The 25,467-nt window shown below is 72.9% G+C and carries 30 protein-coding genes and 1 pseudogene; 7 read left to right on the forward strand and 24 right to left on the reverse strand.

The features are described 5' to 3' along the window. Window positions 1–21 precede the first annotated feature (21 nt). Both CP982_RS24290 and CP982_RS43340 read right to left on the reverse strand, forming a co-directional pair. The gene (locus CP982_RS24290) at window positions 22–915 is read right to left on the reverse strand and encodes an NsdA family TPR-like regulatory protein (protein ID WP_308294311.1); all 894 of its coding nucleotides are present in this window, start codon (window positions 913–915) and stop codon (window positions 22–24) included. Further along, window positions 887–1,393: pseudogene (locus CP982_RS43340) on the reverse strand (NsdA family TPR-like regulatory protein); the annotation flags it as partial. The gene CP982_RS24290 and the pseudogene CP982_RS43340, both read right to left, overlap by 29 nt. A gap of 245 nt (window positions 1,394–1,638) precedes the next feature. On the opposite strand from CP982_RS43340, the gene CP982_RS24295 reads away from it, so the two are divergent. Together CP982_RS24295 and CP982_RS24300 are read left to right on the forward strand one after the other, a co-directional pair. Next, a complete protein-coding gene (locus CP982_RS24295) occupies window positions 1,639–2,043 on the forward strand; it encodes an ATP-binding protein (RefSeq protein WP_229879038.1) in 405 nt (134 codons plus the stop codon). 247 nt (window positions 2,044–2,290) lie between these two features. Then, window positions 2,291–2,908, forward strand: coding sequence for a TetR/AcrR family transcriptional regulator (locus CP982_RS24300; protein ID WP_150515676.1), 618 nt, complete (start codon window positions 2,291–2,293; stop codon window positions 2,906–2,908). Here CP982_RS24300 and CP982_RS24305 read toward each other — a convergent pair. Beyond that, window positions 2,894–3,742: a MaoC family dehydratase gene (locus CP982_RS24305; protein ID WP_150512452.1), complete on the reverse strand. Its 849-nt coding sequence runs from the start codon at window positions 3,740–3,742 to the stop codon at window positions 2,894–2,896. The two genes, CP982_RS24300 and CP982_RS24305, sit on opposite strands and share 15 nt — an antisense overlap. Window positions 3,743–3,804: 62 nt before the next feature. Beyond that, window positions 3,805–5,118 (reverse strand): 3-oxoacyl-ACP reductase, encoded by a 1,314-nt coding sequence (locus tag CP982_RS24310; RefSeq protein WP_150512453.1) that lies wholly within the window; start codon window positions 5,116–5,118, stop codon window positions 3,805–3,807. A gap of 294 nt (window positions 5,119–5,412) precedes the next feature. Here CP982_RS24310 and CP982_RS24315 point away from each other — a divergent pair, with 294 nt between their 5' ends. Beyond that, window positions 5,413–6,981 carry an alpha/beta hydrolase gene (locus CP982_RS24315; RefSeq protein WP_308294312.1) on the forward strand — a complete coding sequence of 523 codons (1,569 nt, stop codon included), beginning with the start codon at window positions 5,413–5,415 and terminating at the stop codon, window positions 6,979–6,981. Between the two features lie 13 nt (window positions 6,982–6,994). Here CP982_RS24315 and CP982_RS24320 read toward each other — a convergent pair whose 3' ends face one another. Beyond that, on the reverse strand, window positions 6,995–7,864 hold the full coding sequence (locus CP982_RS24320; protein WP_150512455.1) for a helix-turn-helix transcriptional regulator: 870 nt from the start codon (window positions 7,862–7,864) through the stop codon (window positions 6,995–6,997). 266 nt (window positions 7,865–8,130) lie between these two features. Here CP982_RS24320 and CP982_RS24325 point away from each other — a divergent pair, with 266 nt between their 5' ends. Continuing rightward, window positions 8,131–9,528 (forward strand): MFS transporter, encoded by a 1,398-nt coding sequence (locus CP982_RS24325; RefSeq protein ID WP_150512456.1) that lies wholly within the window; start codon window positions 8,131–8,133, stop codon window positions 9,526–9,528. A gap of 13 nt (window positions 9,529–9,541) precedes the next feature. Here CP982_RS24325 and CP982_RS24330 read toward each other — a convergent pair whose 3' ends face one another. From CP982_RS24330 to CP982_RS24375, 10 genes are all read right to left on the reverse strand, one after another. Further along, window positions 9,542–10,033, reverse strand: coding sequence for a cupin domain-containing protein (locus CP982_RS24330; protein ID WP_150512457.1), 492 nt, complete (start codon window positions 10,031–10,033; stop codon window positions 9,542–9,544). A 178-nt stretch (window positions 10,034–10,211) separates the two neighbouring features. After that, complete coding sequence (locus CP982_RS24335; RefSeq protein WP_150512458.1) at window positions 10,212–10,466, reverse strand: hypothetical protein; 255 nt, start codon at window positions 10,464–10,466, stop codon at window positions 10,212–10,214. Further along, window positions 10,453–10,701, reverse strand: a complete 249-nt coding sequence (locus CP982_RS24340; RefSeq protein ID WP_150512459.1) for a hypothetical protein — start codon at window positions 10,699–10,701, stop codon at window positions 10,453–10,455. The genes CP982_RS24335 and CP982_RS24340 overlap by 14 nt, the downstream gene beginning before the upstream one ends. An 11-nt stretch (window positions 10,702–10,712) precedes the next feature. Further along, window positions 10,713–11,576 carry a peptidoglycan-binding protein gene (locus CP982_RS24345; RefSeq protein WP_150512460.1) on the reverse strand — a complete coding sequence of 288 codons (864 nt, stop codon included), beginning with the start codon at window positions 11,574–11,576 and terminating at the stop codon, window positions 10,713–10,715. A 67-nt stretch (window positions 11,577–11,643) separates the two neighbouring features. After that, window positions 11,644–12,294, reverse strand: coding sequence for a hypothetical protein (locus CP982_RS24350; RefSeq protein WP_150512461.1), 651 nt, complete (start codon window positions 12,292–12,294; stop codon window positions 11,644–11,646). After that, the gene (locus CP982_RS24355) at window positions 12,291–12,518 is read right to left on the reverse strand and encodes a hypothetical protein (protein WP_150512462.1); all 228 of its coding nucleotides are present in this window, start codon (window positions 12,516–12,518) and stop codon (window positions 12,291–12,293) included. Before CP982_RS24355 ends, CP982_RS24350 begins: the two co-directional genes overlap by 4 nt. Beyond that, window positions 12,511–14,886 (reverse strand): hypothetical protein, encoded by a 2,376-nt coding sequence (locus CP982_RS24360; RefSeq protein ID WP_150512463.1) that lies wholly within the window; start codon window positions 14,884–14,886, stop codon window positions 12,511–12,513. The genes CP982_RS24355 and CP982_RS24360 overlap by 8 nt, the downstream gene beginning before the upstream one ends. Further along, on the reverse strand, window positions 14,873–15,703 hold the full coding sequence (locus CP982_RS24365; RefSeq protein WP_150512464.1) for a hypothetical protein: 831 nt from the start codon (window positions 15,701–15,703) through the stop codon (window positions 14,873–14,875). Before CP982_RS24365 ends, CP982_RS24360 begins: the two co-directional genes overlap by 14 nt. 83 nt (window positions 15,704–15,786) lie before the next feature. Then, window positions 15,787–16,734, reverse strand: coding sequence for a hypothetical protein (locus tag CP982_RS24370; protein ID WP_229879039.1), 948 nt, complete (start codon window positions 16,732–16,734; stop codon window positions 15,787–15,789). Window positions 16,735–16,991: 257 nt separating this feature from the next. Beyond that, the gene (locus CP982_RS24375) at window positions 16,992–17,588 is read right to left on the reverse strand and encodes a hypothetical protein (protein ID WP_150512466.1); all 597 of its coding nucleotides are present in this window, start codon (window positions 17,586–17,588) and stop codon (window positions 16,992–16,994) included. A gap of 45 nt (window positions 17,589–17,633) precedes the next feature. Here CP982_RS24375 and CP982_RS24380 point away from each other — a divergent pair, with 45 nt between their 5' ends. Beyond that, entirely contained in the window at window positions 17,634–18,248 is a 615-nt protein-coding gene (locus tag CP982_RS24380; protein WP_150512467.1) for a hypothetical protein, read from the forward strand. 39 nt (window positions 18,249–18,287) lie between these two features. Here the strand turns inward: CP982_RS24380 and CP982_RS43245 are convergent, their stop codons facing one another. From CP982_RS43245 to CP982_RS24415, 7 genes are all read right to left on the reverse strand, one after another. Then, window positions 18,288–18,497, reverse strand: coding sequence for a hypothetical protein (locus CP982_RS43245; protein ID WP_372503403.1), 210 nt, complete (start codon window positions 18,495–18,497; stop codon window positions 18,288–18,290). 188 nt (window positions 18,498–18,685) lie between these two features. Then, complete coding sequence (locus CP982_RS24390) at window positions 18,686–18,976, reverse strand: hypothetical protein (RefSeq protein WP_150512468.1); 291 nt, start codon at window positions 18,974–18,976, stop codon at window positions 18,686–18,688. A gap of 93 nt (window positions 18,977–19,069) precedes the next feature. Beyond that, a complete protein-coding gene (locus tag CP982_RS24395; protein ID WP_150512469.1) occupies window positions 19,070–19,717 on the reverse strand; it encodes a phage tail tube protein in 648 nt (215 codons plus the stop codon). A gap of 84 nt (window positions 19,718–19,801) precedes the next feature. Continuing rightward, on the reverse strand, window positions 19,802–20,203 hold the full coding sequence (locus tag CP982_RS24400) for a hypothetical protein (RefSeq protein ID WP_372503404.1): 402 nt from the start codon (window positions 20,201–20,203) through the stop codon (window positions 19,802–19,804). Window positions 20,204–20,488: 285 nt separating this feature from the next. Further along, entirely contained in the window at window positions 20,489–20,728 is a 240-nt protein-coding gene (locus CP982_RS24405) for a helix-turn-helix domain-containing protein (protein WP_150512471.1), read from the reverse strand. Beyond that, the gene (locus tag CP982_RS24410; RefSeq protein WP_150512472.1) at window positions 20,725–21,270 is read right to left on the reverse strand and encodes a hypothetical protein; all 546 of its coding nucleotides are present in this window, start codon (window positions 21,268–21,270) and stop codon (window positions 20,725–20,727) included. Before CP982_RS24410 ends, CP982_RS24405 begins: the two co-directional genes overlap by 4 nt. Continuing rightward, window positions 21,267–21,539 (reverse strand): WhiB family transcriptional regulator, encoded by a 273-nt coding sequence (locus CP982_RS24415; protein ID WP_150515678.1) that lies wholly within the window; start codon window positions 21,537–21,539, stop codon window positions 21,267–21,269. Before CP982_RS24415 ends, CP982_RS24410 begins: the two co-directional genes overlap by 4 nt. A 259-nt stretch (window positions 21,540–21,798) precedes the next feature. Here CP982_RS24415 and CP982_RS24420 point away from each other — a divergent pair, with 259 nt between their 5' ends. Then, window positions 21,799–22,278, forward strand: a complete 480-nt coding sequence (locus CP982_RS24420; RefSeq protein ID WP_150512473.1) for a helix-turn-helix domain-containing protein — start codon at window positions 21,799–21,801, stop codon at window positions 22,276–22,278. Between the two features lie 39 nt (window positions 22,279–22,317). After that, window positions 22,318–22,863 carry a hypothetical protein gene (locus tag CP982_RS24425; protein WP_150512474.1) on the forward strand — a complete coding sequence of 182 codons (546 nt, stop codon included), beginning with the start codon at window positions 22,318–22,320 and terminating at the stop codon, window positions 22,861–22,863. A 113-nt stretch (window positions 22,864–22,976) separates the two neighbouring features. On the opposite strand, the gene CP982_RS24430 is transcribed toward CP982_RS24425, so the two are convergent. Both CP982_RS24430 and CP982_RS24435 read right to left on the reverse strand, forming a co-directional pair. Beyond that, window positions 22,977–24,182: a lipase family protein gene (locus CP982_RS24430; protein ID WP_150512475.1), complete on the reverse strand. Its 1,206-nt coding sequence runs from the start codon at window positions 24,180–24,182 to the stop codon at window positions 22,977–22,979. 98 nt (window positions 24,183–24,280) lie between these two features. Continuing rightward, window positions 24,281–25,306: an AraC family transcriptional regulator gene (locus tag CP982_RS24435; RefSeq protein WP_229879040.1), complete on the reverse strand. Its 1,026-nt coding sequence runs from the start codon at window positions 25,304–25,306 to the stop codon at window positions 24,281–24,283. Window positions 25,307–25,467: the final 161 nt, after the last annotated feature.

Below are 25,467 nucleotides of genomic sequence, written 5' to 3' on the forward strand. Positions count from 1 at the left end.
GCTGGGCGTCTCTGTGGAGGCTCAGTCGTCGTCCAAGCGAGCGAGTGCGTTGCGAACTTTTTCACTGAAGGCTGCAACGGATGGGTTGCCTGAGTGCTCGCTCACCTCTGTCTGGAAGTCGGTGACGTATCGCTGGAAGCGAGAGGACTGCAGGGTGTCGCCTGCCTCAACCGCCAGGCTTGCTGTTGTGATGGCGGCCTCCAATTCGCCGCTCATTAGCTGGCTTTGGGCTAGGACCATGCGGCAGAAGCCTAGGGTGCGCGCGTACTGGGGGTCCGTGCTGTCGACGGCGCGTTGGGCGTGGTCCAGGGCTTCGCGGCACTGTTTGAGGTCGCGTAGGCAGTGGCAGATCTCGCCGTGGATCTCTGCGGCGTCGACGTAGTGGAGCCAGTCGGGGTCTTCGGCCGTGTCGGCGCGTTCGAAGTGGCGCTCGGCTTCGTTCATGGCGCGGCCTGCGCCGCGGGCGTCTCCGGCGTTGGCGAGGGCGCGGGCCTCGTGGGCAGTGAAGATTGCCAGGGCGCGTGGGGTGGACTGGCCTTTGCCGCCTTCGACTGATGCGCGGGCGAGTTGGATCGCTTGGGCGTGGGTGCCGAGGTAGTTGGCCTGGTGGCTGAGGTTGGTCAGGATGCGGGCGCCGAACATGCGGTCGCCGTTGACCTGGGACAGCCGTAGCGTCGACGTGAGGTAGTGGTGTGCGAGGCGGTGGTTTCCTGCGTCGTACGCGGTCCATGCGAGCAACTGGGCGACTTCGGAAGCTGCGCTGTACAGCGCGGTGCCGACCCTCTCGCTGTAGCTGGCGCTGAGCAGCGGCAGGACCTCGTGGCGGAAGTAGTGCCGCAGCGCCCGATGGCCGTGGCCTCCCCCCGTACTTGAAGTCGAGCTGCATGAACGTACTCGCCGCGTCTCGGATGGCACGTACGTCGCGCATGCCGATGCGCTGGCGCGCGGGTCTGTCGGCCTGGATGCCGTCGGGGCGGGCGATCATCCAGGACAGGACCGCCGAGTCGATGTCGGCGTCCGCGACGACCAGGCGGTTGGGCGCGGCGGTTTCGGCGCGTTCTTGGGCGAGGCTGTCGAGTGTGGCCAACACGTCGGACACGGTGGCCGGGTACCCGATCGGCTGCGATGCGGGCGGGGCAGGCTCGCCGAAAAATCCAAGATCGCCCGGCGTGACACGGCGACTCAGCTTGGCGCTGAGTACGTCGGCCATGATCACCGCCGTCTGCGGCTTGATGCCTGCGCCGGCTCGCCAGCGCTGGACGGACACGTGCGTGGTTCCGAGAGGTGTGCCGCGTTGCTCCGCCCGGTCGCACATGCGTTTCGCGAGGCCCTTGTTCGAGACTCCGGCCTCTTCCATCAGGGGGATGAGGCGCGCGTTCGGATCTCGGTCCATGCTTCCCTGCCAACCCGAGAATGACGGCGAGTGTTCATGGTGCCACAGCTCGCAAGGCTCGGGGGTTCATGTGAACCCCCTTTGCCTTCGCCGGGGTTCACATGAACCCCCTGATGAACGCTCCCGATTCGTCGGCTCGTGACGTTCACTGTTCGGCACGGAACGACCGGGTATGCCGCCCGTCGGCATCAGGAGGGGACGTGATGGGAGCTCGTCCGAGCAAGAACAGAGCGAACACTTCAGGCATGGCAGCCCCGCGAGCTGATGCCGCCGATTCGTCGGCTGGTCATCACCGGGCGCTGACGCTCTCCGCAGATTCGCGGGACGCGGTCCGCGCCGCACGGGAAATGGTTCGGGGGTCCCTCCAGGACTGGGGGCTTGAGCGCATCGGCGATGACGCCCGGCTCGCCGTCTCCGAGCTCGTCAGCAACGTCGTACAGCACGCCGTACCGGACAACTGTCTGGCGCAGCCCGGTGCCAGGCGGCGTATCGACATCTCGGTGATGACCTGGCCGGGGCTGCTGTGCATCGGCGTGACGGATGAGGACTCCGCGCCGCCGGATCTTCCGGTGGGTGATCGCCTATCGCCTGAGCTCGCGGGCGACTTCCCGGAGGCGCTGCTGCCGGAGCGGGGGCGCGGCCTGAGCTGACCTCTCGGCCGCAAGGGGCGCGGCTCCTTGGATGGCTCCGGAGTTCCCCTCCTGAGGAGGGGGCGCGCTTCACAACCTCAACCGAGACCGGGCCACCTGGCTGTACGTGGGGGTGTCGGTGGTGGGTCGTACGCTGATCTGTGGACGGTTGGGTGCGGAAGGGCGGGCGGCCGGGGTGGGAGCTGTGAAGACCGGGAGCACCGGGAGCAGGGCCGGGGAGGGCGGGAAGCGGGGGCGGCAGAAGCGGATGCCGCGGGCCGTGCGGGAGCGGCAGATGCTGGACGCGGCGGTGCGGACCTTCGGGCAGCGCGGGTACCGGGCCGCTTCCATGGACGAGATCGCGGAGTTGGCCGGGGTCTCCAAGCCGCTTGTGTATCTGTATCTGAACTCCAAGGAAGACCTGTTCACCGCCTGCATCCGGCGTGAGGCCGCCGCGCTCACGCAGGCCGTGCGCTCGGCCGTGAACCCCGACGCGCCCGCCGATCAGCAGCTCTGGGACGGCCTGCGGGCGTTCTTCGAGCACACCGCGCTCCACCCGGACGCCTGGGCGGTGCTGCACAGCCAGGCGCGCACGGTCGGCGAGCCGTTCGCCGCCGAGGTGAACGCGGCGCGGGCCGAGATCGTCGCGTTCGTGACCGCGCTCATAGGCGCGGCGGCGCGGGCCGCCCACCGGGACCCGTCGCTGCCCGACCGCGAGGTCGCGGGGCTCGCGCACGCCCTCGTCGGCGCCGCGGAGTCCCTCGCCGGGTGGGCCAACACGGAGCCGTCCGTCCCGGCCAAGGAGGCCGCGGCCACGCTCATGAACTTCGCCTGGGCGGGGCTCGGTGACCTCATGGAGGGCCGCCCCTGGTCACCGCCCGCCTAGCGGCTCCACCCGGCCGCGCACGTGCGGCCGTCCGGTGCTGTCGCGCAGTTCGAAGTGCTGGCCGCGGCGGCCGTACGTGACGGTCGCGGGTAGGAGTACGGGCGCCCGGAACCGGGCGGTCACGCGCACTGGTTCCGTGCCGGTCGGTCCGTACTCCGCCAGGCAGCGCGCGAACGTCCACATGCCGTGGGCGATCGGGCGCGGGAAGCCGAAGGGGCGGGCCGTGAGCGGGTGCAGGTGGATGGGGTTGCGGTCGCCGGAGACGGCGGCGTAGCGGCGGCCGAGACCGGCCGCGAGGCGCCATCGTGCCTCGACGGGGAGCGGGGGCTCGTCGCCGGGGCCCTGTCGGGGTGGCGCCGTCGCCCCGGTCTCGTGGCGGGCGAGGTAGGTGCTGCGGGACTCCCACGCGATCGTTCCGTCGACGGTCGCCTCCACGGTGAGGGTGGCCTCCGTGCCGCGGCGGTGCGGGGCCAGCTTCTCCACGTACGCCGTGAGGCCGAGGTCGTCCGTGGGCCGGAGTGCTCTGTGCCGGACGACCTCGATGGAGGTGTGCACCAGGCCGAGCAGGGGCAGCGGGAAGGCCCTGGCGGCCATGAGGCGGGTGGTGAGGGGGAACGCGAGCACGTGCGGGTAGGGCAGGGGGAGGGTGTCCCCGGGGGGTTCCCCGGTGGGGGCGAACCCGCAGACCCGGCGGTACGCGTCGGCTCGGCCGGGCGTGGCCCGGGCACGGTCCCGCAGTCGCGGGCCGCCGTTGCCGTGCCCGGTGCCGGGGTGCTTGAGGGGTGAGAGGAAGGCGCCCTTGAGGAGGGTGAGGGGGAGCGGGGGCCGGGGCATGGGGGCCTTTCCGGAGGGGGGCGGGGCCTTGCGGGAGGCACGGTTCAAGCTCAGCGGTGGCGTCAGGCGCCCAGGAGGCTTTGGCCGCAGACTCGTATCACCTGGGCGTTCACCCCGCCGAGCGCCAGCCAGGCCACCGTTTCGGCGACGTCGACCGGCTGCCCGCCCTGCGCGAGGGAGTTCAGGCGGCGGCCGGCCTCGCGGATGAGGAGGGGCACGGCCGCGGTCATGCGGGTCTCGATGAAGCCGGGGGCCACCGCGTTGACGGTGATGCCGTGCTCGGCCAGGGCCCGGGGCGCGAGGGACCGGACCAGGCCGGCGACGCCCGCCTTGCTGGCGGCGTAGTTGGTCTGCCCGGCGTTCCCCGCGAGCCCCGCGACGGACGCGGTGGCGACGACGCTGCCGCCGCGCCGCAGCGTGCCGGACTTCAGGAGGAAGTCCGTGGTGCGCAGGACGCTGCCCAGGTTGACGTCGAGGACCGAACTCCAGCGGTCGGCGGCCATGTTGGCGAGGCGTCGGTCGCGGGTGATGCCCGCGTTGTGGACGAGGACGTCGAGGCCGCCGGGCAGCGCGGCGGCGATCCGCTCGCCCGCGTCGTCGGCGGTGATGTCGAGGGCCAGCGGTGCGCCGCCGACGCGTTCGGCGACGCGTACGAGATCGGTGCGCGCGGCGGGCACGTCGAGGGCGACGACGCGGGCGCCGTCGCGGGCCAGGACCTCGGCCACCGCCGCGCCTATGCCGCGCGCGGCTCCGGTGACGAGTGCGGTGCGGCCCGCCAACGGGCGTCCAGGCGAGTCGTTTTCGGGTGCGTGCGCGTCGGGGGTCACCTCGATCGTCTGGCCGTTGACGTACGCCGACTTCGGAGAGAGGAGGAAGCGCAGGGTGGGCTCGGTGGCGGGCGCGGAGGCGGTGCGGACGAGCGTCGCGGTGCGGCCCCGGCCGAGTTCCTTCGCGAGGGAGCGGACGAACCCGTCGAGGGCCTGCTGCGCGGCGGCCTGGTGGTGGTCGGCGGGGGAGAGCGGCGCGCCGAGGACCACGACGCGGCCGCAGTCCGCGATCGAGCGGACCACGGGGTGCAGCGTGGCGTGCACGTCCACGAGGGCGGAGACGGTGGCGACGCCGGTGGCGTCCAGGACGACGGCGGCGGGGTGCCGCGTGCCCAACGGGCCGGTGTGCGGCGGGAGTCCGGTGCGGGTCAGGACCTCGTGCAGGCCGGGCAGCGGCAGGTCGCCCGCCGTGAGGTGCAGCAACGGCCCGTCGAGCGCGGGGTGTTCGGGCGAGAAGCGGCGCAGCGGCACGGGCCGGGGCAGGCCGAGCCTGCGGGTGAGGAAGCGGCCGGGGGCGGTACGGGTGAACGTCAGATAGCGGTCGGCCATGGCCCAGCTCCCAGCTCGGTCGGTCTCGACGGGCTTGTCACCGTCAATGGGCTCAGCCCGACGTCAATTTACCCTTGAGTAAGGTTACTCAAGGGTCAGAAGCTGGTCGAGAGGTGTCGATGAGTTCCGTTGCCCAAGGGCGTATGGAACGGTCCTGAGCTGTGACGATCACGGAACGTAGGCGCTCTGGGCGGGCGGGGTGCGGTCAGGGCGCCTAGCCTTGCGGAAGGGGACCGGACCTGTGGACCGCTAGACCGCACCTCTTGGGGGAGACCGCACCTCTTGGAGGCAGCCGTGCGCACACCGGCGCTCACGGGCGTCACCGCCCTCGCCCTGGCCCTCACGGCCCTGCCCGCCGCGACCGGCGCCGAGCCGCCGCGGCCCGACCTCAAGCGCTTCTACGCCCAGAAGGTCAAGTGGGCCGTCTGTACGCCGGAGAAGCAGAACCTGCCGGAGACGGTCACGAAGAACGAGGACGTCCGCTGCGGCACGCTCACCGTGCCGCTCGACTACGCCCGCCCGCGCAGCGGCACCGTCGACCTGGCCCTGCTGAAGGTGAAGGCGAGCGGCAAGAAGCGCGGCTCGCTCCTGGTGAACTTCGGCGGCCCCGGCGGGCCCGGGGTGGCCGGGCTCGCGGCCGATCTGAAGGGCTTCGGCGACCTCGGCAAGGGCTATGACGTGGTGGGCTTCGACCCGCGCGGGGTCGGTCTCAGCGAGCCCGTGAGCTGCGGCGACGAACCGGAGCCCGAGGGGCTCGACGACCCGGACGACGCGGGGGCCGTCCTGGAGCAGCTGCGGCGGACCGCCGAGCGGTGCGTCAAGGAGTCGGGGCCCGTGCTGCCGCACATCGGCACCGTGAACGTCTCGCGCGACATGGACGTCATGCGCGCGGCCCTCGGCGACAAGAAGCTCAACTACCTGGGGTTCTCGTACGGGACGCGGCTCGGCGCGGTGTACGCGGCGCAGTTCCCGAAGAAGGTCGGCCGGATGGTCCTGGACGGCGTGGACACGCTGACCGAGCCCGTCGACGAGCAGGGGCTCGCGTCCGCCGAGGGACAGCAGACCGCGCTCGACAACTTCCTGCTGTGGTGCACGAAGAACGCCGGGTGCGTGTTCGGCGACGACTCGCGGCGGGCCCGCGAGACCATGGTGAAGGTCATCGAGGACCTCGACGCGATGCCGCTGCGCTCCACGGACGGCGCGGAGTTCACCGGACAGGACGTGGTGAGCGTCCTCGGCTCCGCCCTGTACAGCAGGCAGGCCTGGCCCGCCTTGTCGCAGGCGCTCGGCGCGCTGCTCGCCGACGGCGATCCGCGGGCGCTGATGCGCGTCGGCGGCGCCGGGGGCATGGGGGTCGGGCACGGCTTCGGGCGCGGCTTCGGACATGGCTTCGGGCACGGGCGCCAGGACGTGCCGCAGGACAACGAGACCGCCGCGCTCGCGGCGGTGAACTGCGCCGACGACCCCGACCGGCCCGGCGCGCGGAAGGTGGAGAAGGAGATCGGGCGGCTCCAGCAGGAGTTCGAGGAGGTCTCGCCCGTCTTCGGCGAGCACAATCTGACGCTCGTCCTGATGTGTTTCGGGTGGCCCGCGGGCACCTCGTACATCCGCAAGGAGGTACGGGACGTCGACACGCCGAAGCTGCTGCTCGTCGGGACGCGGGGCGACCCGGCGACGCCGTACCGCTGGACGGAGGAGACCGCGCGGCGCCTCGGCTCGTCGGCGGTCGTGCTCGACAACAAGGGCGACGGGCACACCGGGTACTTCGGCTCCAAGTGCGTGAAGGCGAAGGTCGACGGGTTCCTGCTGTACAAGCAGCTGCCCGCGAACGGGAGTTCGTGCGCGGCGGAGTGGCGGGAGTGACCGCCCGGCGCCGCTAGCGCGTGCTCGGCTCGGCCGCCGTACGGGACGCGGAGTCCAGGCGCAGCATCGCCGCCTCGTCGGCCGAGCCCGGCTCGGCCTGGTAGGTGACCAGGCGCTGGCCGCCGGTGCGGGCGAGCGACATGACCTCGTACGTGAGGGTCATGGGGCCGACCTTGGGGTGGGCGAAGGACTTGACGCCGCCGCCGCGCTCGCAGACCTCGTACCGGTCCCAGAGCCGGGCGAAGTCGGGGGACTTGAGCATCAGCTCGCCGACGAGCGCGGTCAGGCGCGGGGAGTCGGGATCGCGGCCGCCGACCGCGCGCAGATGCGCGATGGACAGGGCGACGGTCTCCTCCCACGGCACGTACAGGGTGCGGCCGACGGGGTGCAGGAAGAGGTAGCGCACGAGGTTGCGCTCCTGCGCGGGCCAGTCCCACAGGCCCGGCATGAGGCGGCGGCACGGCGCGTTCGCGGCGAGCATGTCGCTGTACGGACCCACCACGTACGCGGGCAGCGGGCGCAGCGCCTCCAGCATCCGGTGCACGGACTCGCGGACGGTGAACTCCGCGGTGGGGCGCGGCTCGGTGAGGCGGCCCGAGGCCAGCTCCGCCAGCTCGTGCAGGCGCTCGTGGGCGTCGCCGCGCAGGTGCAGGGCGCGTGCCAGGGCGTCGACGACGGCCGGTGACGGGTTGGACTCGCGGCCGCGCTCCAGGCGCGTGTAGTAGTCGACGCTCACCCCGGCCAGAGTCGCCAGCTCCTCGCGGCGCAGGCCCGGCGTCCGCCGGATGCCCGTGCCGGCCGGGAGCCCGGTGTCCTCGGGGCGTATCTGGGCGCGGCGCGCCCGCAGATAGCGGCCGAGCTCGGTCCCACCGTTGCTCTTCATACGGCCATTGTCCCTGGCCGGGGGGTTCGGCGGCGGGGCGGTGGGGGGCCGTGTCAGGACCAGGAACGCGGCGGTCTGCCGGGGGCGGCGGCGAGAGCGGAGGCTGTCCCTGCCGCGCTGGGGCTCCGCCGGGCCGCAGCGGGGCCTTCGCCGCTCCGCGGCCCGGGGCCTTGCCGCTCCGCGGCCGTGCTCCGCCGCTCCGCGACGGTCTCCCACCCGCCCGCCCTATCTCCGCCGCTCCGCGGCGCCCCCCCGACAGGACCCCCATGCCCCTCACCCTTCAGGCCCCCGCCCCACCCCGCCCCACCCCCCGAGCGGCCACCGCCCTCCTCGCCTCCCTCCTCGGCTTCACCGTCATCACCGTCGACGTCTCCGCCGTCAACATCGCCCTGCCGGACATCCGCTCGTCCCTGCACGGCGGCATGACGGGCCTGCAGTGGGTCGTGGACGCGTACACGCTGATGTTCGCGGCGCTGATGATCTCCGCGGGGGCGCTCGCCGACCGGGCGGGGGCGCGGCGCGCCTACGCCTGGGGCACCGCCCTGTTCACGCTCGCCTCCCTGGCCTGCGCCCTCGCCCCCGGCATCGGCGCGCTCATCGCCGCCAGGGTCGGCCAGGGGGCCGCCGCCGCGGTCGTGATGCCCGCCTCGCTCGCGCTGATCCGGCAGGCGTACGACGATCCGAGGCAGCGGGCCCGCGCGATCGCGCTGTGGACGGTGGGCGGCTCCGCCGCGATGGCGGCGGGCCCGGTGCTCGGCGGCGTCCTGACCCAGACGGTCGGCTGGCGCGCGGTGTTCCTGCTCAACCTGCCGATCGGCGCCCTGATCCTGGCGCTGCTCACCCGGACCGCGCCGTCCCCGCGCCGTCCGGCGCCCCTGGACGTGCCCGGTCAGCTCACCGCCGTGCTCGGCCTCGGCGCGCTCGCGTACGCCGTCATCGAGGGCGGGCACGCGGGTCCGACGAGCCCCTCGGTCCTCGTCGCGGCGGGCCTCGCGGTGGCCGCGGTCTTCGCCTTCCGTGCCGCCGAGCGGCGGCACCCGGCGCCGATGGTGCCGCTGCCCCTGCTGCGCCAACGCGAGGTCGGCGTGTCGCTCGCGGTCGGCTTCGCGGTCAACGCGGGCTTCTACGGAGTGGTGTTCCTGCTCGGCCTGTACCTCCAGCAGCTGCGGGGCATGTCGGCGGTGGCCGCGGGCCTGACGTTCGTACCGCTCGCGGTGCTCATCACCTCGACGAACCTCGTCTCGCCGCGGTTCGCGGAGCGGGCGGGCCGCCGCCCGGTGATCGTGACCGGGCAACTGATCCTGGCCGTGGCCATGTTCGCGCTGCTCCCGCTCGCGGCGGACACCCCGATGTGGCTGGTCCTCGTCCTGCTCGTGCCGACGGGCATCGGCGGCGCGCTGGCGGTGCCCGCGCTGACGGCCCTGCTGATGGACGCGGTCCCCGGCCACCGGGCGGGCACCGCGTCCGGCCTCCTCAACTCGCTGCGCCAGACGGGCGGCGCCCTCTCGGTGGCGCTGTTCGGCGCGCTCATCGGCAGCGGCGGCGGCTACTCGGTGGGCGGCATGCGGCAGGGCCTCGTGGTGGTGGGCCTCGTCCTGCTCGGCACGGCGGCGCTCTCGGTGTGGCGGCTGCCCCGGGGCGTGCCGCGGGGCGGCGGGCGCTGAACTCCGGGGCCGCTCATCGGTAGCCCTGGTCCACGAAGAAGCTGTCGTGCTCGACGAGGAAGCGCCCGAACTCGTCGCCGCCGCGCCGCGCCATCTCCGCCACGTTCTCGAAGTACTCCTCGCGCGGGGCACCCGGCGCGAACAGCATCAGCATCGACGTCGGCGCGTCGGACGCGTTCCGGAACGCGTGCAGCCCGCCGACCGGCACGTAGAGGAAGTCACCGGGCCCGCCGGTGCGCCACCGGTCGCCATCGTAGAGCTCCAGCTCCCCGTCGAGGACGTAGAACGACTCCGAGATCCCCTTGTGGAAGTGCGTGGTGGGCCCGCCCGCCCGCGGCCCCATGTCCACCTTGTAGAGGCCGAACTCGCCCTGTGTGACAACGGTGGTGGCGAGATAGTGGTAGTCCTGCGTGGGCGTGGAGTGGTCGGGCGGCGTGTCGGCCGGGCGGAACACGGCACTGACCTCGCCCTTGTCGGAGAAGTACCGGGGATCCGGGTAGGACATGGTCGGCTCCTTCTGGAGGGGGACGAGGAAATTCTCGCCACGACCACGGAGCGGCGCATCGGACCGGCGACCGAACGGCCCCGGGTCCGCTGGACCTAGTGCCCGGGACCCGGGGCGCCGCGCTCCGGCGCACCCGCGGGGGGTCCGCCGGAGCGCGACGACGTACGTCCGCCGCGGGTCAGCGGCCGGACTGCTGCCACAGCGTGAGCGCGAGCGCCGTACAGGACGTGACGGCGGCGAGCGAGGGCAGCGGCCACCGGGTCCGCTCCAGGGCGTCGAGGCGTTCCTCGTGCTCGCTGAGGGCCTTGTCGGTCTGGTCGGCGCGCTGCAGCAGCAGGGCCAGGTCGCCGCGGGTGGTGGCGAACCCCACGTCGACCGAGCGGTGCAGGCGCTCCAGCTCCAGGGCGATGCCGTCGGTGTCAGAGCCGGCCATGGTCCGCCTCCTCACCGGGCGGCGGGCCCGTGCGGACGCGCAGCCACGCCGGGAGCAGCCGCTCCACGGCCGGGGCGGACATCAGCCGGCTGAGCGCCCCGGCGACCGCCACGGCGACGGCGATGCCGGGCAGGCCGCGCGCCGCGGGGTCGTCCGCGAGCAGCGGCAGGGCGGTGACCAGGCCGAACAGTGTCTGGACCAGGGTGCGCAGGGCGCGTCGGCCGGTGTCGTTCATGGCGGTCTCCCTCATGTCCGGGGCACGCGCAGCCGGTCCCAGCTCGCGCGCCCCGGTACTCCGTCGGCGTCCCCGCCCGCGTATCCGAGCCTGCGCTGCCAGGCCGCGTACGAGAGCACGTCGGCGCCGGTCCACTCGGGCCCCGGCCCGACGGCGTACCGCCCGCAGCCCTCGGCGACGAGGCGGTGGCCGACTGCGGTGATCAGCGGGCTGCGGCGGCCCGGCACGAAGAACGCGGCGCCGGGGAAGGCCGCGTACGCGGGAGCGGGCCGGTCGGGGCCGCCGGGCGGGCGCGTCCCGAGCCGCCGGTCGATCCGCGCCCGCATGGCCGCCATCGAGAACGACGGGTCGATCTTGCGGCGGGTCCACTCCTTGTGCCCGACGACACTGGCGCCGGTCCAGCCGTGGGCCCGGCACAGGGCGGCCGAGAGCCGTTCCACGGCGTCGAGCTGGGCGTCCGGGTAGGGGTCGCGGCCGTTGCCGAGGTTCTCTATCTCGAAGCCGTAGAACCGGGCGTTGCCGTCTACGGCGTCGGGGCCCGGCCGCGCGGGCGGCGGCTGCTCGGCGCGCACGGCCGCGAGCGCCGCGGCCGAGCCGTTCCCCGCGTGGTTGGTGCGCCCGTAGCCGAGCAGATGGACGGTGCCGTCCTTGGCGATCAGGCCGAGGCACAGCGGGCCCGGCAGGCCGGGCAGTCCGTGGCGGCAGGCGGAGAGGCTGTCGGTCCCGGCGGTGTGGTGCAGCATCACGCCGTGCACCGGGCCCCAGGGGCCCTTGTGGTTGCGGTTGTGGGAGCGCCAGTCGGGGTGCTGCCGGGTGGGGGTGCCTTCGCGGTGGAGGGCGTGGAGGAAGGCGGTGGCGGTCAGGGGGGTGGCCATGGGGGGCCTCCTTGGCTCACGGGTGGGGCAAGGCGCGGCGGGCGGGCCGCGGTGGCGGGGCGTCGCGTCACGGGATCGGGTCGATGCGGATGTAGCGGGTGTCGAAGGACGCCTTCGCGTCGGCCTTGTAGGACCGGAACGCTCCCGTCGCCGTGCAGGTCGTGCCGACGTCGAGACCGCTGACCAGGTACTGGGCGGACACGGACGTCCGCGTCCCGGCGGTCACCGCGGCGGCCCGCGAGTCGTCCGCGGCGAGGACGACCTGGGTCCCGGCCCGGACGTTGGCGGACATGAAGGAGGCCGCGGGAGGGGAGCCGAGCGAACGCATGTAGGCGCCCACCGCGATGATCACCTGGCCCGAGGCGGGGACGGTGAAGGAGACGGACAGCGCGCCCGCGCTGGAGTCCGCCAACGACTCCGTGTAGTCCGTGGCCGTGGTGGTGCCCTCGTCGCGGTTGACGCGGAAGACCGGGACCGGAGCGACCGGCACCCACGCCTGGCCGGTGAAGTACATCAACCGGCCCGGGACCCCGATCCAGGCGATCATGCCCGCGACCGGGGCGGACAGCTTGGCGTCCCGGGAGGCGGCGTCCTGGAAGCGCATGACGGTCCGGCCGTCGACCGCCTCGGCCAGGGACTTCAGGTGCGCCGGAAGGTCCGCCGGGTCGGACGGCTGCGGGTAGGGCAGGTTGCTGATGGGCGTGTACTGGATGGTCATGCGGGGATCTCCTCGCCGGGTCCGGGGTCCTGGTCGCCAGGGGTGTGGGTGGCGGGTGGTTCGGGCAGGCCGGGCACGATCTCGCCGCCCTCGGCGGGCGGGCCGGGCAGGCGCTGCGGCAGACCGAGGTAGTCGGCGAGCCCGGCCGCCACCGAGGAGGCGAGCTGCCGCAGTTGCGCGGGGTCGAGGGTCACGGGCACGGGGTCGGGCTGGTGTTCAGACATCGCTGTTCTCCTTCACCGAGCGCCAGGTGGCGCGGGACTCGCGCAGCGCCTGGAGCGAGGGGTGCGTCCGCTTCACGGCGGCGTAGTCGGCGTGGGGCGGGCGAGGCGGGACGGCCGCCGGCGGGTCCGGGGTGAGCCCGGAGTCCTGCGGGACGCCGTTGGGGCGGGTTCCGCGCAGGCTCAGGGTCTGCTGGACGCCGCCGTCGGCGGTGGCCGCCGTGGTGATGCCGACCACCCAGGCCAGCGTGTCGAGGCGGGCGCCGGAGGTGTCCTGGATCCGTACGACGTCGCCGAGCTGGACCCGCGGGTCGTACAGCACCTGCACGTCCGCGAGGACCGGGACCGGCAGCTCTCCGGCCGTCCGCATGGCGGCCGCGAGGTGCCGCGCGGAGTCGAGCTCCTGGACCCAGTCGGTGGCCTCGGCGAAGTACTCCTGACGGCCGTAGAACCGCTCGCTCACCGATCCCGGGACGTACGAGACGCCGTGGCGCTCCACCGGGTCCCGGTCGGCCTTGATCCCGACGATCCGGATGGACGGACCGCCCTCCTTGGTGACGGTGTAGAGCCGGTCCGGGCCGCGGTTGGCCAGGCGCAGCACGACCGCGCCGTCCTCACGCCGCAGGAGCGCGTCGACCATGCCCTTCACCGGGGGCAGGCCCGCGGCGTTCTGCCGGGCCACGCGGAAGCGCGAGCCGGCGATCCCGGAGTCATCGTCGGTGTCCGGCGGGCCGATGTCGAGTTCGCTCTCGTCGAAGGTGTACGACAGCGTGAGCGAGCTGTACGGGGGGATCTCCCGGATCCGGTCGTCCTCGGTCACCGAACTGACGACGGCCTTCACCCCGGACCAGTCCTTGGCGGGCTGCACGCAGTAGTTGCGGCAGGCGTCGATCTCCTCGGTGACGGTGAGCGAGGCGATCTCCCGTACGGAGGTGAGCGTGAGGTCGGGTGCGGTCGGCGCGGTCTGGAAGCGGGTGAAGTTGCGCCAGCGGAACCAGCCGTGCTCGTCGACCTCCGCCGTCGACAGGCTGGCCTTGGCGATCCCGGTGATGGCCTCCCACTGCGAACCGGAGACCTGCGGGATCACCCGCAAGGGCAGGATGGCGTCATCGAGTTCGGCGGCTTTGGTCCACTCGGCGGCCTGGCTGAACCCGGCCTCGTCGGGGGTGGCGGCCAGACCGCTCGTCACCTGGAGCCCCTCCACGCCGACGGAGCTCTCCATCCGTACGAGACGCAGCTCGGACGCGGTCTGTGCCGCGCGGTCGTCGGCGAAGGTGAGGGCGTTGCCGCGCCAGAAGTGGCCCGTCGGCGTGGTGATGCACGGCTGCACGGTCGGGAGCACGGTGCCGCCGGAGGCCACGGTGTCGAAGAACGCGCCGAAGTGCCACACGCCCCGCTGTTCCCGCAGCCAGGCCACGTCCCAGGGCAGGGAGAGCCCGCCCGTCTGCTCTCCCGCGGACACGAGCCGGTACGTACCGGCCTGGAAGTCGACCTCCAGGGCCAGCCTGCCCGTCGTCGTGCCCTTGCGGTTGAGGATCAGATCGATGCGGAACTGGTCGCCCACGCCCAGGGCGTTGTTGACCCAGGCCTCCACGAAGATCCGGTTGCCGGGCACGGTCACCCGCGCCCTCGGGAACCAACTCGCTGTGACGCGCTCCTGGCCCGGCGGCAGGGCCGTGGGCACGAACGCCATCTCGTGCGGGGCGCCGGCGCGCGTCCACGTGTAGTGCCGCGGGTCCGGCAGGTCCTCCGGCATGCCGTACGGCGTCGCGAACCCGCCGTGCAGCGTGGCGTGGACGAGCGTCAGCGGCTTGCCCGGGACGAATTCGGGCCCGCGCGGCGGCGGCGACGTCAGCATGCCCGCCTGGCGCAGGAGTTCGTCCACGCACCAGGTGGCCGTGGCCACGGGCCGGCGACGCAGCACCCCCGTGTACGGGCGCGGCAACTGGGCGGGACCGCGCAGGCGTTCGGCCCCGTCCAGCGCCGTGAGTTCGACGGAGTCGGTGCCCGACACGGCGGACCGGCTGCGGATCGTGCCGCGGAAGGCGGGCAGGGCCGCGCCGCCCACACCGGCCGTGTGCACCACGGACTGGCCGGGCCGCGCGATGTCGCCGGTGGCGCGCGGGGCCCACGGCGAGTACAGGGCGGGCGCCCCCCTGCCGTCCCTCCCCGCGACCTGGAGCTGGAGCTGGGCCGCCGAGCTGCCTGCGAACGAGCGCATCGCGCTGGGCAGATCCGTCGCGTACGCGCGCTCGACCTGCCACGACTGCACCTGGGCGGAGACGTCCTCGCCGCCGAGCCGGGTGCCGTGCGTCAGGGTGCGCTCGCCCGCCGCGAGCGCGTCCTTGGTGGTGTCGTCAGCCGGTTGCACCGGTCACCTCCACGAGGTCGATGCCGAAGCTGCGGTACGGCAGCGGGCGGGCGGGGGCGTCGCTGTACCCGGTGACGGACATCAGCGGCAGTCCGTCGCCCGGTACGCCGTCCGCGGCCCGCTCGCCGCCGTACGTCAGGCACGCACCCGCCAGGGCGAACGTGCCCGCGGTGCCGGGCCTGACGTGCGGGGTCAGGTACGCGGCCTGGTCGGGGACCGTGGCCGTCACGAGCGGTCCGTTCGCCGTCGCCGAGCCGACCGTGGTGCCGTCGGCCCGCTTGAAGTCGATGCCGACGGTGCGGGAGGCCGGAACGGCGAGCGCGGTGGGGGCGTGGAACGACACCGGGAGGCCCGCGGTCACCGGGAAGTTCCCGCCGGGGCCCGGCCAGCGCCAGGCCACCCGGCTCGTGGCGTCGTCGGCGGTGAACGAGAAGACGCCGGTGGCGGCGGAGGTCTCGATGACGGAGCCGTTCGCCGAGACCCGGGACCACTGCTGGAGCCCGGCCGCCCCGGAGGGCCCGCGCCCCGCGGCCTGCGCGGGGCCGAGGACGTTGACCGAGCCGGGGTCCACAAGGACCAGCGGCCCGGCGCCGTCCACGCGCCGCGCGAGCCGGTCGAGGGCCCGCGCGTGGTGCGGACCGAGCAGGTCCCAGCTCAGCTTGACGCGGCGTATCGGCGCCGGATGGCGGGTGAGGGTGATGCGGCCGGTCAGCGACTTGAACTCGCTGACGCCGAGGTCGGCCGAGCGGTCGAAGGACTTCGCTGCCTGGTCGATTTCGTACATGGCCCCGGGCGGGCCGATCCAGAGATTGCCCATGGGAAAGCACCTCGTCCAATGGTCGGAGGCTGATGGGTGGGGGCACGGGCGGGGGGCCCGCGGCGTGTGGGTGGCGCGGCCGTCTAGCGGCGGGCGAGCTGCCGCTGCCCGAGGAACGCGGCGCGGGCGATCGCCTGCGAGTCGACCTGGACGACGACGGGCCGCTCGGCGAGCCGCTCGACGGCGGCGGCGAGGCGGCGCAGTCCGCCGCCTGCGCCCTGCCCGTCGCCGAGCATCCGCTCCAGCCTGCTCAGCGGGATCACCGCCTCGCTCTCGCCGCGCTCCGCGACGAGCGCGAGGGTGCCGCCGGGGCGGGCCCGTACGACGCCGCCCTCGGCGAGGTGCGGCACGGGGATGCGCGGCAGGTCGAACCCGAACCCCTTGCCGCCGAGCCCCGGCACCCAGCCCGGCACCTTGAACTTGATCCGGTTCATCGCGCCGATCAGGACGTTGAGCCCCCTCACCAGCTGTACGACGGGCGACCGGAAGGCGTTGACGACCCCCGTGAACAGCGGCTTGAGGAACCGCGAGGCCGACGCGGACGCTTCCTTGATGCCGCTCCAGGCGGCGGAGATGCCCCGGCGCAGGAGCTTGGCGACCTTGTCCATGTCGACGAACTTCGTGATGAGCGGGGCGAGCAGCGTCATGACGAGCCCGAACGGGTTCGCCGCCATCGCGAGGTTCAGCCCCCGCTGCGCGAGGGAGGCGCCCTTGAGCCCCTTGCCGAGCCGCCCCATGGACTTCCCGCCCCGGTCGGCGTTCCGCCCGGCCTTGCCCACGGACCGCTCCACGGCGTCGGCCTGCCGCTTGACGTCCCGCAGCGCGTCCTTGGCCTTCCCCGCGGAACCCCGGAGCCGGTCGAGCGACGACTTGAGCTTGTCGGAGCCGCCCTTGGCCTTGTCCAGGGCCCCATCGGCGGACCGCAGCCCGGACCGCAACTTACGCGCGGCTTCGTCACTGCGGGCGGTGGCGGTGCGGAGCTTGCCGAGGGCCGTGCGTGCGCGGTCGGCGCTGCCACGGAGCTTTCCCATAGCGGTGTGGGCTTGATCGGATCCGCCGCGCAGCTTCCGTACGGCTTCATCTCCGCGTGTCGCCGCGGAGCGAATGCCGCCCATGGCGGACCCGGCCCGGTCGGCACTCCGCCGGAGGCCGGAGAGGCCCGTTGCGGTCGTTCCGGTGTTCTTCTTGAGCGTGTGTAGCGCTCCTGACGCCTTACCAAGCGCCGATATCAGAGCCATGAGTGTTACATCCTCCGATCGGGGGACGCGAAAAATCCGCGGTGCACCGTTCAGGACAACGCAGAAATAAGACGATTCACCTGTGATTCAAGTCGCTGTACGGCCGTGGACGCTTGGGAGGCACTACGCGAACCGGCACCGTTCGGTGACGGCTGGGAGCCCAACTCGCGCACCGCGGATCGAGTCCTGGAGACGTGCTCACCGACTGCCCGGGCACGGGAATCGGCCCGTGCGGCCAGCTGGAACGCGGCATCGGCTCGCTCGCCGATCCGGCTTATCTTGGTGTCGTGGACGTCAATGCTGAGGTCGATTCCCGTGAGGCGTCGCTCCAGCTTTCGCTCCGTCCGCAAGGGCTCCGAGGTGAACCCGAATTTGCGATCGAGGTAGGCGTCGATCCGGGGCGTAAAGTCCTTCAGCGTGGGCAAGTCCGCCTTGACCAGGGTCCAGCCCGAGGAAATAGCGGATATTCCGCCACTCACCAGCGCGGCGACGAGCGCGGCGCCGATCACTTCCGGTTTGAGCGCTACTTGGGCGTGTTCCAGTGTCTTCGAGGTCTGTTCCGCGTCCTTCTGGACCTCCGCGACGCTCTTCTCAAGTTCGGCCAGGCGCTCACTGGTGTTCGGCTTCTTGTCGAGAGGGGTCGACATGTCGTATATCCCTTGGGTTTAATGGTCGGAGTGCGGCGTCCTGATGTGACGGTCAACTACATGGAGCGAGGCGGCGATATGCCTGTCAGAGCGGTTCCGGAGCGGCCTTCCCCTGTTACCTACGTGATGATGTCCTTATGTACGGCAGTTCCCGCTGCACTATTCGGACTGCTCTACTTCATTTATCGAGAACTCTTCGTCACGGGTGGTTGCGGATCCCGGTACGCCGGTGTCGGCTGTTCCATCGGGCAGGCCTCTCAGGTCGTCCTTGCGATTTTCCTGTTCCCTGCCTCGATGTTGTGTGTGCTCTTCCTCGAAGGCATTGTGTTCCGGCCCTATCGAAAGGGGCACGAGGCATATCGAGTGATCGTTCCATTGCTGGTGGGATCAGGTGCCGTGGAACTGTTCGTGGCCGAGACGCCGCTGTGGGGCGCATTGACCACAGCGCTCGCAGGCCTGTTGCTCCTGGCCTTCAGTCGCCCTGTCGGCGTTCGGGGAATGCTCTGGTCGATCAGCAGGGAGAGATGCGAGGCCTTGGACGTCGACGCCGATGCGGGGCGGTTCTCCCTGGGGCAGAACCTCTTGCTTTTGCTTGCCAACGCGGCGGGCATGGCGATGGGTCTACTGGCCGCCTATCGGCTGATCTCCGCACTTTCCTAGCTGTGCCCTCTCTCAACATGCCCGTCAAAAGCACCGCGCCTATCCGAAGAAGGCGGTCAGCCGTGCGAGGTCGGGACCGGGTGGCGGATCGTCCGGTGCCCCGGCGTGCTCGGGGGAAGCGGAGTCCGGTCGCGGGATGGGGCGAGGGGCTTCCAGCGGCTCCGCCTCCTCGTCTCGGTTGACCGTCGCGAACATCCAGTTCGCTTCCGACAGTTGGTCCACCGCGTGGGCCAGGAGGTAGTCCGTCACCGTCCACTCCGCCGCCTCGCCGTGGAGTTCGCGGTGCAGGGCGCTGTCGCGCGGCAGGTGGCGGATCAGGATCGCCAGGCGGCGGGAGGTGAGGCGGGCGCGGTGCCAGTCCAGGAGGTCGACGCCGTAGTGGCGGAGGAGGTCCGCCTCGAGGGCCTCGGCGTGTTCGTCGACGAGCTCGCCGAGGCTCAGTCTTCCCCCAGGCCGAGCCCCGTCTCCTTGCCGTAGGCGTCGAGGATCGCGGCGATGTCCTGCATGGTCGTCTCGTGCTGGGCGAAGCGCGCGAACTGCCGCTCGCCCAGGAGGAGCGCGAGCAGACCGTCGACGTCGTTGTCGTCGAGGGCGCGGAGCTGGTGCGCCACCGCGCGCGTCAGCTCGGTGGGGAGTTCGAAGGTGTCGCCGTCGAGCTCGAAGGCCCAGCTGCGGCCGAGCGCTTCGAGGCGCTGGGCGCGAGCGGCGTTGACGTTGAAGGCGGGCATGGGGCTCCTGTCTCCGGAAGAGGGGGTGCGGGGCGGGGGCGCCCGGGCGGGGCGGTAGCCGGGGCCGGCCGCCGCCCCGCCCGGTCCAGCGGCCTACGCGTAGGACTTGTCCTTCATGATCCACTTGGCCAGCTCGCCGTTCGGCCCCTCGAGCGCCGTGAAGGTCACGCCGAGCTTCACCGCCCCGGTCCGGGTCAGCCCCAGCTCCTCGGTCTCGGTGACCTGGCCGCGCGGGATGATGAAGCGGTACGTGATGTCCGAGCCGTCCTTGAACTCGATGCCCAGGGCGCGCTCGTCCTTCTGCGGGTTGCTCGGCAGCTGGAACTCGTAGGTGCCGTCGACCACCTTGTCCTGCGGGGGCGTGCCCTCGGAGATCTTGGTCGGCTTGATCTCCGCCGCCGGGATGCCCATGAAGAAGGCGAGCGTCTGCTTGTTCATCTGCAGGAGCTGGAACTTCACCGTGAGGTCCCGGTCGGAGTAGATGAACCGGGCGGGCGACGCCGACTGCCAGGTGTCGACGGGGTCGATCTTCTCCTTCTTGTTGAACTTGATCCCGTCGGTCGTGGTGAAGCCCAGGTCCTGCCAGTGCGGGAGCAGCCAGTCGTCGGTGGTCGTCCGGGGGGCCGGGACCGGGAGCGGCTCTGCGGACCCGACGGGCGGCAGGGTGACCGGGGCGACCAGGACGCGGCCGGTGCCCGCGACGCGGATCTGGCCACCGTTGTTGGCGGAGGGGTTGGGCATGGGAACTCCTTGGTTGCGAAAGGGGTTTCGGGCAGGAAGAAGGCCCCGCCGGAGCAGGCGGGGCCGGGGCCGGGCGGCGCGGACTCAGGCCAGGCGCAGCCGCAGCTGGACCGTCGCGAGGTAGCGGTTGCCGCGCGGGCGGTTGTAGTCCGGCAGCCAGCGCGGCCCGTCGGACTCGGCGACGTCGGTGACGACGGCCGTGCCGTGGGCCGTTCCGGCCAGTTCGAGGACGCAGGCCCGGGCCGCGAGGGCGACGGCGTGCGCCGCCGTCTTGTCCGGGCCGTACGCCTCCAGGTCCAGCAGCGGCTGGTCCAGGTGCTGGTCGTCGACCCAGGCGCCGCCGACGCGGGAGACGAGGACGGCCTTCTGGGTGCCGTCGAAACCGGTGGGCGGACGGTTGTCGACCGTCGTACCGGCCAGCTCGGGGCGGTTCTTCAGGAAGTCGACGATCAGGCGTTCCGCGTCGGGGAAGTCCAGGACGCTCACATGCATGCTCCCTTCGCTGGGCAGCGAAAAGCGGCAGGTCCGCCACCCCGGTCCGGGGCGCAGCTCTGCCGCTGCTCCAAGTGTGAGCGAGAGGGTCCGGGGCCGCAACTCACCTCTCTGAGCTGGGGCGTTGGGGTGTGAGTGCCGGGGGGCTCGGCCCGTCTGCGGCCCGCACGCGCGTCGACCGGGCGCGTACGAGGTCCTCGGACACGGAAAGGGCGGGCCCCGTGAGTGGGACCCGCCCTGACCGTCCTGACCGCCCTGACAGCCCGGCCGTCGCCGTCGCTATCCGGCCGCCGCCGCCCTCGCCATCCCGCCGCCGTCCTTGCCCGGCCGTCGCCGTGCCGTCCGCTCCGCCGCGAACACGTCCTCCAGGCGGTACAGATGCCGCCGCCCCTGGCGCCCCGCCGCCGCGAGGTGGCCGAGCTGCACCCACTTGCGGATGGTCGCGGCGGACACGCTCACCTCGGCCGCGGCAAGCTCTCCCGTGATGAGAGGGCCGTCGCCGCCCCGCTCCGGGCTCATCCGGCGACCGCCTCCGCGCCCTCGAGGACGTGGCGGCACACGGGGTTCACGCACATCACGACCGCCCGCTCCGGGAACGCCCGCAGGGACACCGAGTCGCAGGCGGGGCAGCGGCCCGCGACGCGCAGGAGCTGCTCGGGGTCGCCGAGCGCCCGCGTGCAGCGGTACGTCATGCGCCGTGCCTCGTCGGCGATGTGCGCGGCCAGGTCGGGGTGGTCCGCCACCCGGTCCAGGAGCCCGGCGACGCGCCGCAGGCGTACGGGGACGGACGCGGCCGGCACCCGGCGGAGCCCGAGCCGGTCGCGCACCGCCTCCTCCAGCTCCACCACGCCGTCGGTGATGTCGCGGATCGCGTCCGATACGTACAGGCGGACGGGCGCGGCCGTGCCGCCGACGCGGTTGGCGCCGGGGCGCTCGCGCAGGGGGCGGGACGTGCTCGGGGTCAGCTCGGCGAGCAGGTCGGGGAAGCGCCGCGCGAGGGCGCCCAGCCACACCGCGGGTCCTTCGCTGTCCCGGAGCGCGGCCGCGGTGGGGGCGCTCATGCCGCCACCGCCCGGCCGTTGCGCCATAACCGGCCCCCGCTGACCCCGTCGAACCAGGTGCGCCCGGGGTCGACCACGGCTTCGCACTCCTTACGGATGGGGCACTGATTGCAGGCTCGCAATACCGCGGCGGCTTCGGAGGGGATTCTCGTGAACACGGAGTGTGGGGGGAGATCGGCGCAAGCGGCCGACCTGCGCCAGTCGAGGTGCTCGCCCCCGGCGCCGGATGGAGTGAAGTCCGGGCTGGTCGGGGCGGGTTGCGGCGACATCGTTGAAGCAGGCACGTGTAAGCCCTCCCAAGATGTGGGAACATTCGTTCGAGCGTGACGAACGAGTTCTCAGCGTCGCATGGTGCGTGTGCGCACGCAAGCTGTTGCGGGTCTGACGGGAAGGGTGCGCCGATGGTCGAACTCACTGGTGCGGTGCGTGGGTTGACGGAATCTCCACGAATGCGTGCGAGCGCGCACACACGGCGGTGCGCGCCCGCTCGATACGCTGCCCACCTCGCGACGAGGGGAGAGCGATCACATGCGTCCGAGCTCGGGGGCCACCGCACGCCGGGGCCAAGAGGTCGACGGGGACGCCGAAAGGGACCGTGTCGACGGGCTTGACGAGTTCGTCGGCTGGATCGAGGGCCTGATCCGCCGCAGGGGCTACGACATCGACAGTCCGCGCGGCGGCGGCAAGTCCAAGCTCGCGGACGACGCCGGGGTGCACCGGGCGGGCGTCAGCAGGCTGTTGCAGCGGCAGAGCATGCCGGACCTGGAGACGATGCGGCGCCTTGCCGCGGTGCTCGACGTGCCGCTGCGGGAGATGCTCATCAGGTCGGGGCGGCTCACGGAAGAGGATCTTCCGCTGTCCGGAAACCGGCGGTCGGACGGGGGGCCCGCGGATTACCGGATGAGTCCGGAGGAGGCCGCGCGGAGAATGGAAGTCCCTGTGGAACTACAGGAGTTGTTCGTGAGGGTGGTGAGGCAGTTCCTGCCGGAGGGCGGTGGCGGTGGGTAACGGCCGGATGCCCTCGGGGCGTTGAGGAGGAGCACGAAGATGGTCAACGCGGGGGACGGGCCGGAGGTTCCGTCGTACGGTGCGCGGGAGGCGGGCCAGCGGCTCGTGGTCGAGCTCCTTGCCGAACTCGGCGACAAGGTGCGCGAGGTCGGCGCGGAGCGCGTGCGCGTGGTCACCGACGAGGAGGTCGAGAGGGACCGCGCGGCCTGGTTCCGCGCGGGCTGGCAGGAGCGGGGCCGGGAGCCCGGCACGGGGCACGCGCCGTGCGCGTGCGCCGGACGGGAGGCGCCCGCGGGGACCGGCTCCGGCGCCGACCGCACCCACCCGGAGAGGGCCCCGTTCACCACCGCGTACGGCGAGGAGCCCGCGCGCCCCGACGGCCCGGACGTCCCGCGCGGCTCCGGCTACGGCGAAGACCTCGGTCCCACCCGCGGTTCGGGACACCCGGACACCGAGGGCGCCCCGGTGCGGCGGCTGCGCGTGCGGGAGTTCCCGGAGCCGGGCCGTCCCGGCGCGGCGCGCCCCGCGCCCGGCGACCCGGGACGCCCGGCCCCCGCACGGCACTTTCCGGACGGCAGGGGCTGACTCCCGGGGCGAGGCCACGGGCGCGCCGCCCGGGCGGGGTCCGGGCCCGGGCGGCGCGTGTTCGGGCGGGTGTCAGGGAGGGAAGCGCGGTGCCGGTTGGGGGGGGAGGAGAGTCAGCAGTTGCCGCGTGCGGGTCTGCCCGCGAAGCGGTCGGCCAGCCACTGGGCGGCCAGGGGGGACTGGGTGATGACGCCGCTGACGTGCTCGCCGAGCGCGATCGTGTGCCACTCGACCTGTGCGCCCTTCGCGCACCAGTCCTCGCGGACCTGCTTGCCGACGCCGTAGGGGATCAGCTCGTCGGCGAGCGCGTGGTAGAGGTACACCGGCGCGTCGGGGGCACGGGTGCCGACCTGGGACTCGCGCAGGCGCTGGCGCCAGTCGGGCTGCTCCAGGGGGTTCTTGGTCGTCACGTCGCTGATCTTCTTGAAGGCGCCGAGGACCGAGCCGTCGGCCACGCAGCTGCCCCGCAGCGCGCCGATGAGGGAGCGCCCGGCGGGGTTGAGGTACGACTCCAGGTCCAGCTCGGGGAACGCCGCGTTCTGGCCGATCGCCGCCATGAAGATCAGGCCCGCGCCGTAGGAGCCGTCGTTGAAGGCGGCCACCTTCGGCAGGTCGCCGGGCACGCCGCCGGTCGCCGTGCCCTTCACCTTCAGTTCGGGGGCGTAACTGCCGTGCAGCTCCGCCGCCCAGGACGTGGCCTGGCCGCCCTGCGAGTAGCCCATGATGCCGACCGGGGAGTCCGCGGACAGGCCCGCCTCCGGCAGCCGGATCGCGGCGCGGGCCGCGTCGAGGACGGCGTGGCCCGCCGCGCGGCCGACCGTGTACGTGTGGTCGCCGGGCGTGCCGAGGCCCTCGTAGTCGGTGACGGCGACGGCCCAGCCGCGCAGGGTGAGCTGCTGGATGAGGTTGGCTTCGAGGGTGGTGCCCCGGGGGAAGCCCGCGCTCGGCGCGCACTGGTCGCCGACGCCGACCGTGCCGACGGCGTACGTGATCAGCGGGCGCGGGCCCTTGCGCCCGTCCTGCGGCACGATGACCGTGCCGGAGACGGTGTTCGGCGCGCCCTTCGCCGTCGTCGAGCGGTAGTGGATCTTCCAGGCCTTGGTGTGCGTGGGCTGGCCGGGCAGGGGGTGGAAGGCGCTGGGCTCGGTCTTGACGAGGTCTCCGGGGGCGCTCGCGGTTCCCGGTGCGCCGTCCGAGGCCGTCGCGCCGTCCGGGGCCTTCGCGTCGTCCGCGTGCGCGGGGGCGGAGGCGAGCGTCGCGGCCGCGAGGCCCGCCGCCGCCGTCACCGCCAGCCATCTGAAGGACGTACGTACGTGCATGCGGGTCTCCCAACTGTGCGCGGGGGGCTGGGCCGTTGGTCACCCAGACGCCGACGACCGTAGTGACTCGCGAGTAAGTACGGGGCTGACGGGAACGCTCAGCTTCGTTGACCGCCGGGACCATCGCGGTACGCGTACCGGTAGGCCCCCGGTGTCGTGCCCGTCCAGCGCCGGAACGCCCGGTGGAACGCCGTGTCCTCCGAGAAGCCGAGCCGGGCCGCGAGGTCGGCGATCGGCTCCCGGCCCTCCGCGAGGCCCGCGATCGCCGCGTCCCGCCGGACCGTGTCCTTCAGCTCCTGGTACGACGTGGACTCCAGGGCGAGGCGGCGGCGCAGCGTCGACGGGCTGAGCGCCAGGCGCGCCGCGATCTCGCCGAGCGAGGGCAGGCGCGGCGAGGCGCGAAGCCCGGTGGCGAGGGTCAGGCGCACCTGCTCGGCGACCGTGGTGCCGTAGTCGCGGCGCGAGAGCAGGTCGAAGGGGGCGCGGCGCAGCATCGCCGCGAGCGCGTCCTCGTCGCGCACCAGCGGCGCGTTCAGCCAGTGCGGGGCGAGCCCGGCGCCGGTGCGCTCGGCGCCGAAGCGCACGGGGCAGCCGAAGAGCAGCTCGTACTCGTCCTTGTGCGGGGGCGGCGGATGCCCGAAGTCGGCCCAGCGCAGCGGGATGCGGCGTCCGATCAGCCAGCTGCACAGGCGGTGCCAGATGATGACGAGGCACTCGGCGAGGAAGAAGTCCTGCTCCAGGTCGTTGCGCACGGTGAAGACGGCGGCGTCCCCGGTGCGGCTGAGCACGAGGTCGGGGCCGCCGGGGAAGAGGCCGTAGAAGGTGACCCCGCGCTCCATGGCCGCGCCCAGGTCGCGGCAGCCGAGCGCGGCGTAGCACATCATCGCGAAGGTGCCGGGCCTGCTGGGCGAGGAGCCGAGGCCGAGGAACTCGTCCTGCGTCGACCGGTACAGCTCCCGGAAGAGCCGGGCGAACTGCGGCGCCGTGATCCGGGCACGGTCGTCGCCGAGCAGCAGGGGCGGGATCTGCGCGCTCTGGAGCAGCGGCACGGTGTCGATGCCGTGCCGCTCGGCGCCGCGCAGCACGGCCCGCACGTGGTGCACGGTGATCGTCCGCCTGGCCATGACCATGACGTTAGCCGCCGGGCACCCGCTCAAGAAGGGCGCGCCGGACGGGGTGCGCGGGGTTGGCTGATTCACACGGGGGGCGCGCGGGGTGTGCGGTGGTGAGCGCACGGGTCAGCCGTGGTGACGTTTCGCGTCATGCCGTCCGGTCGGTCCGCGTC

This window comes from Streptomyces spectabilis (genome assembly GCF_008704795.1).
In the GTDB taxonomy this organism is placed as follows: domain Bacteria; phylum Actinomycetota; class Actinomycetes; order Streptomycetales; family Streptomycetaceae; genus Streptomyces; species Streptomyces spectabilis.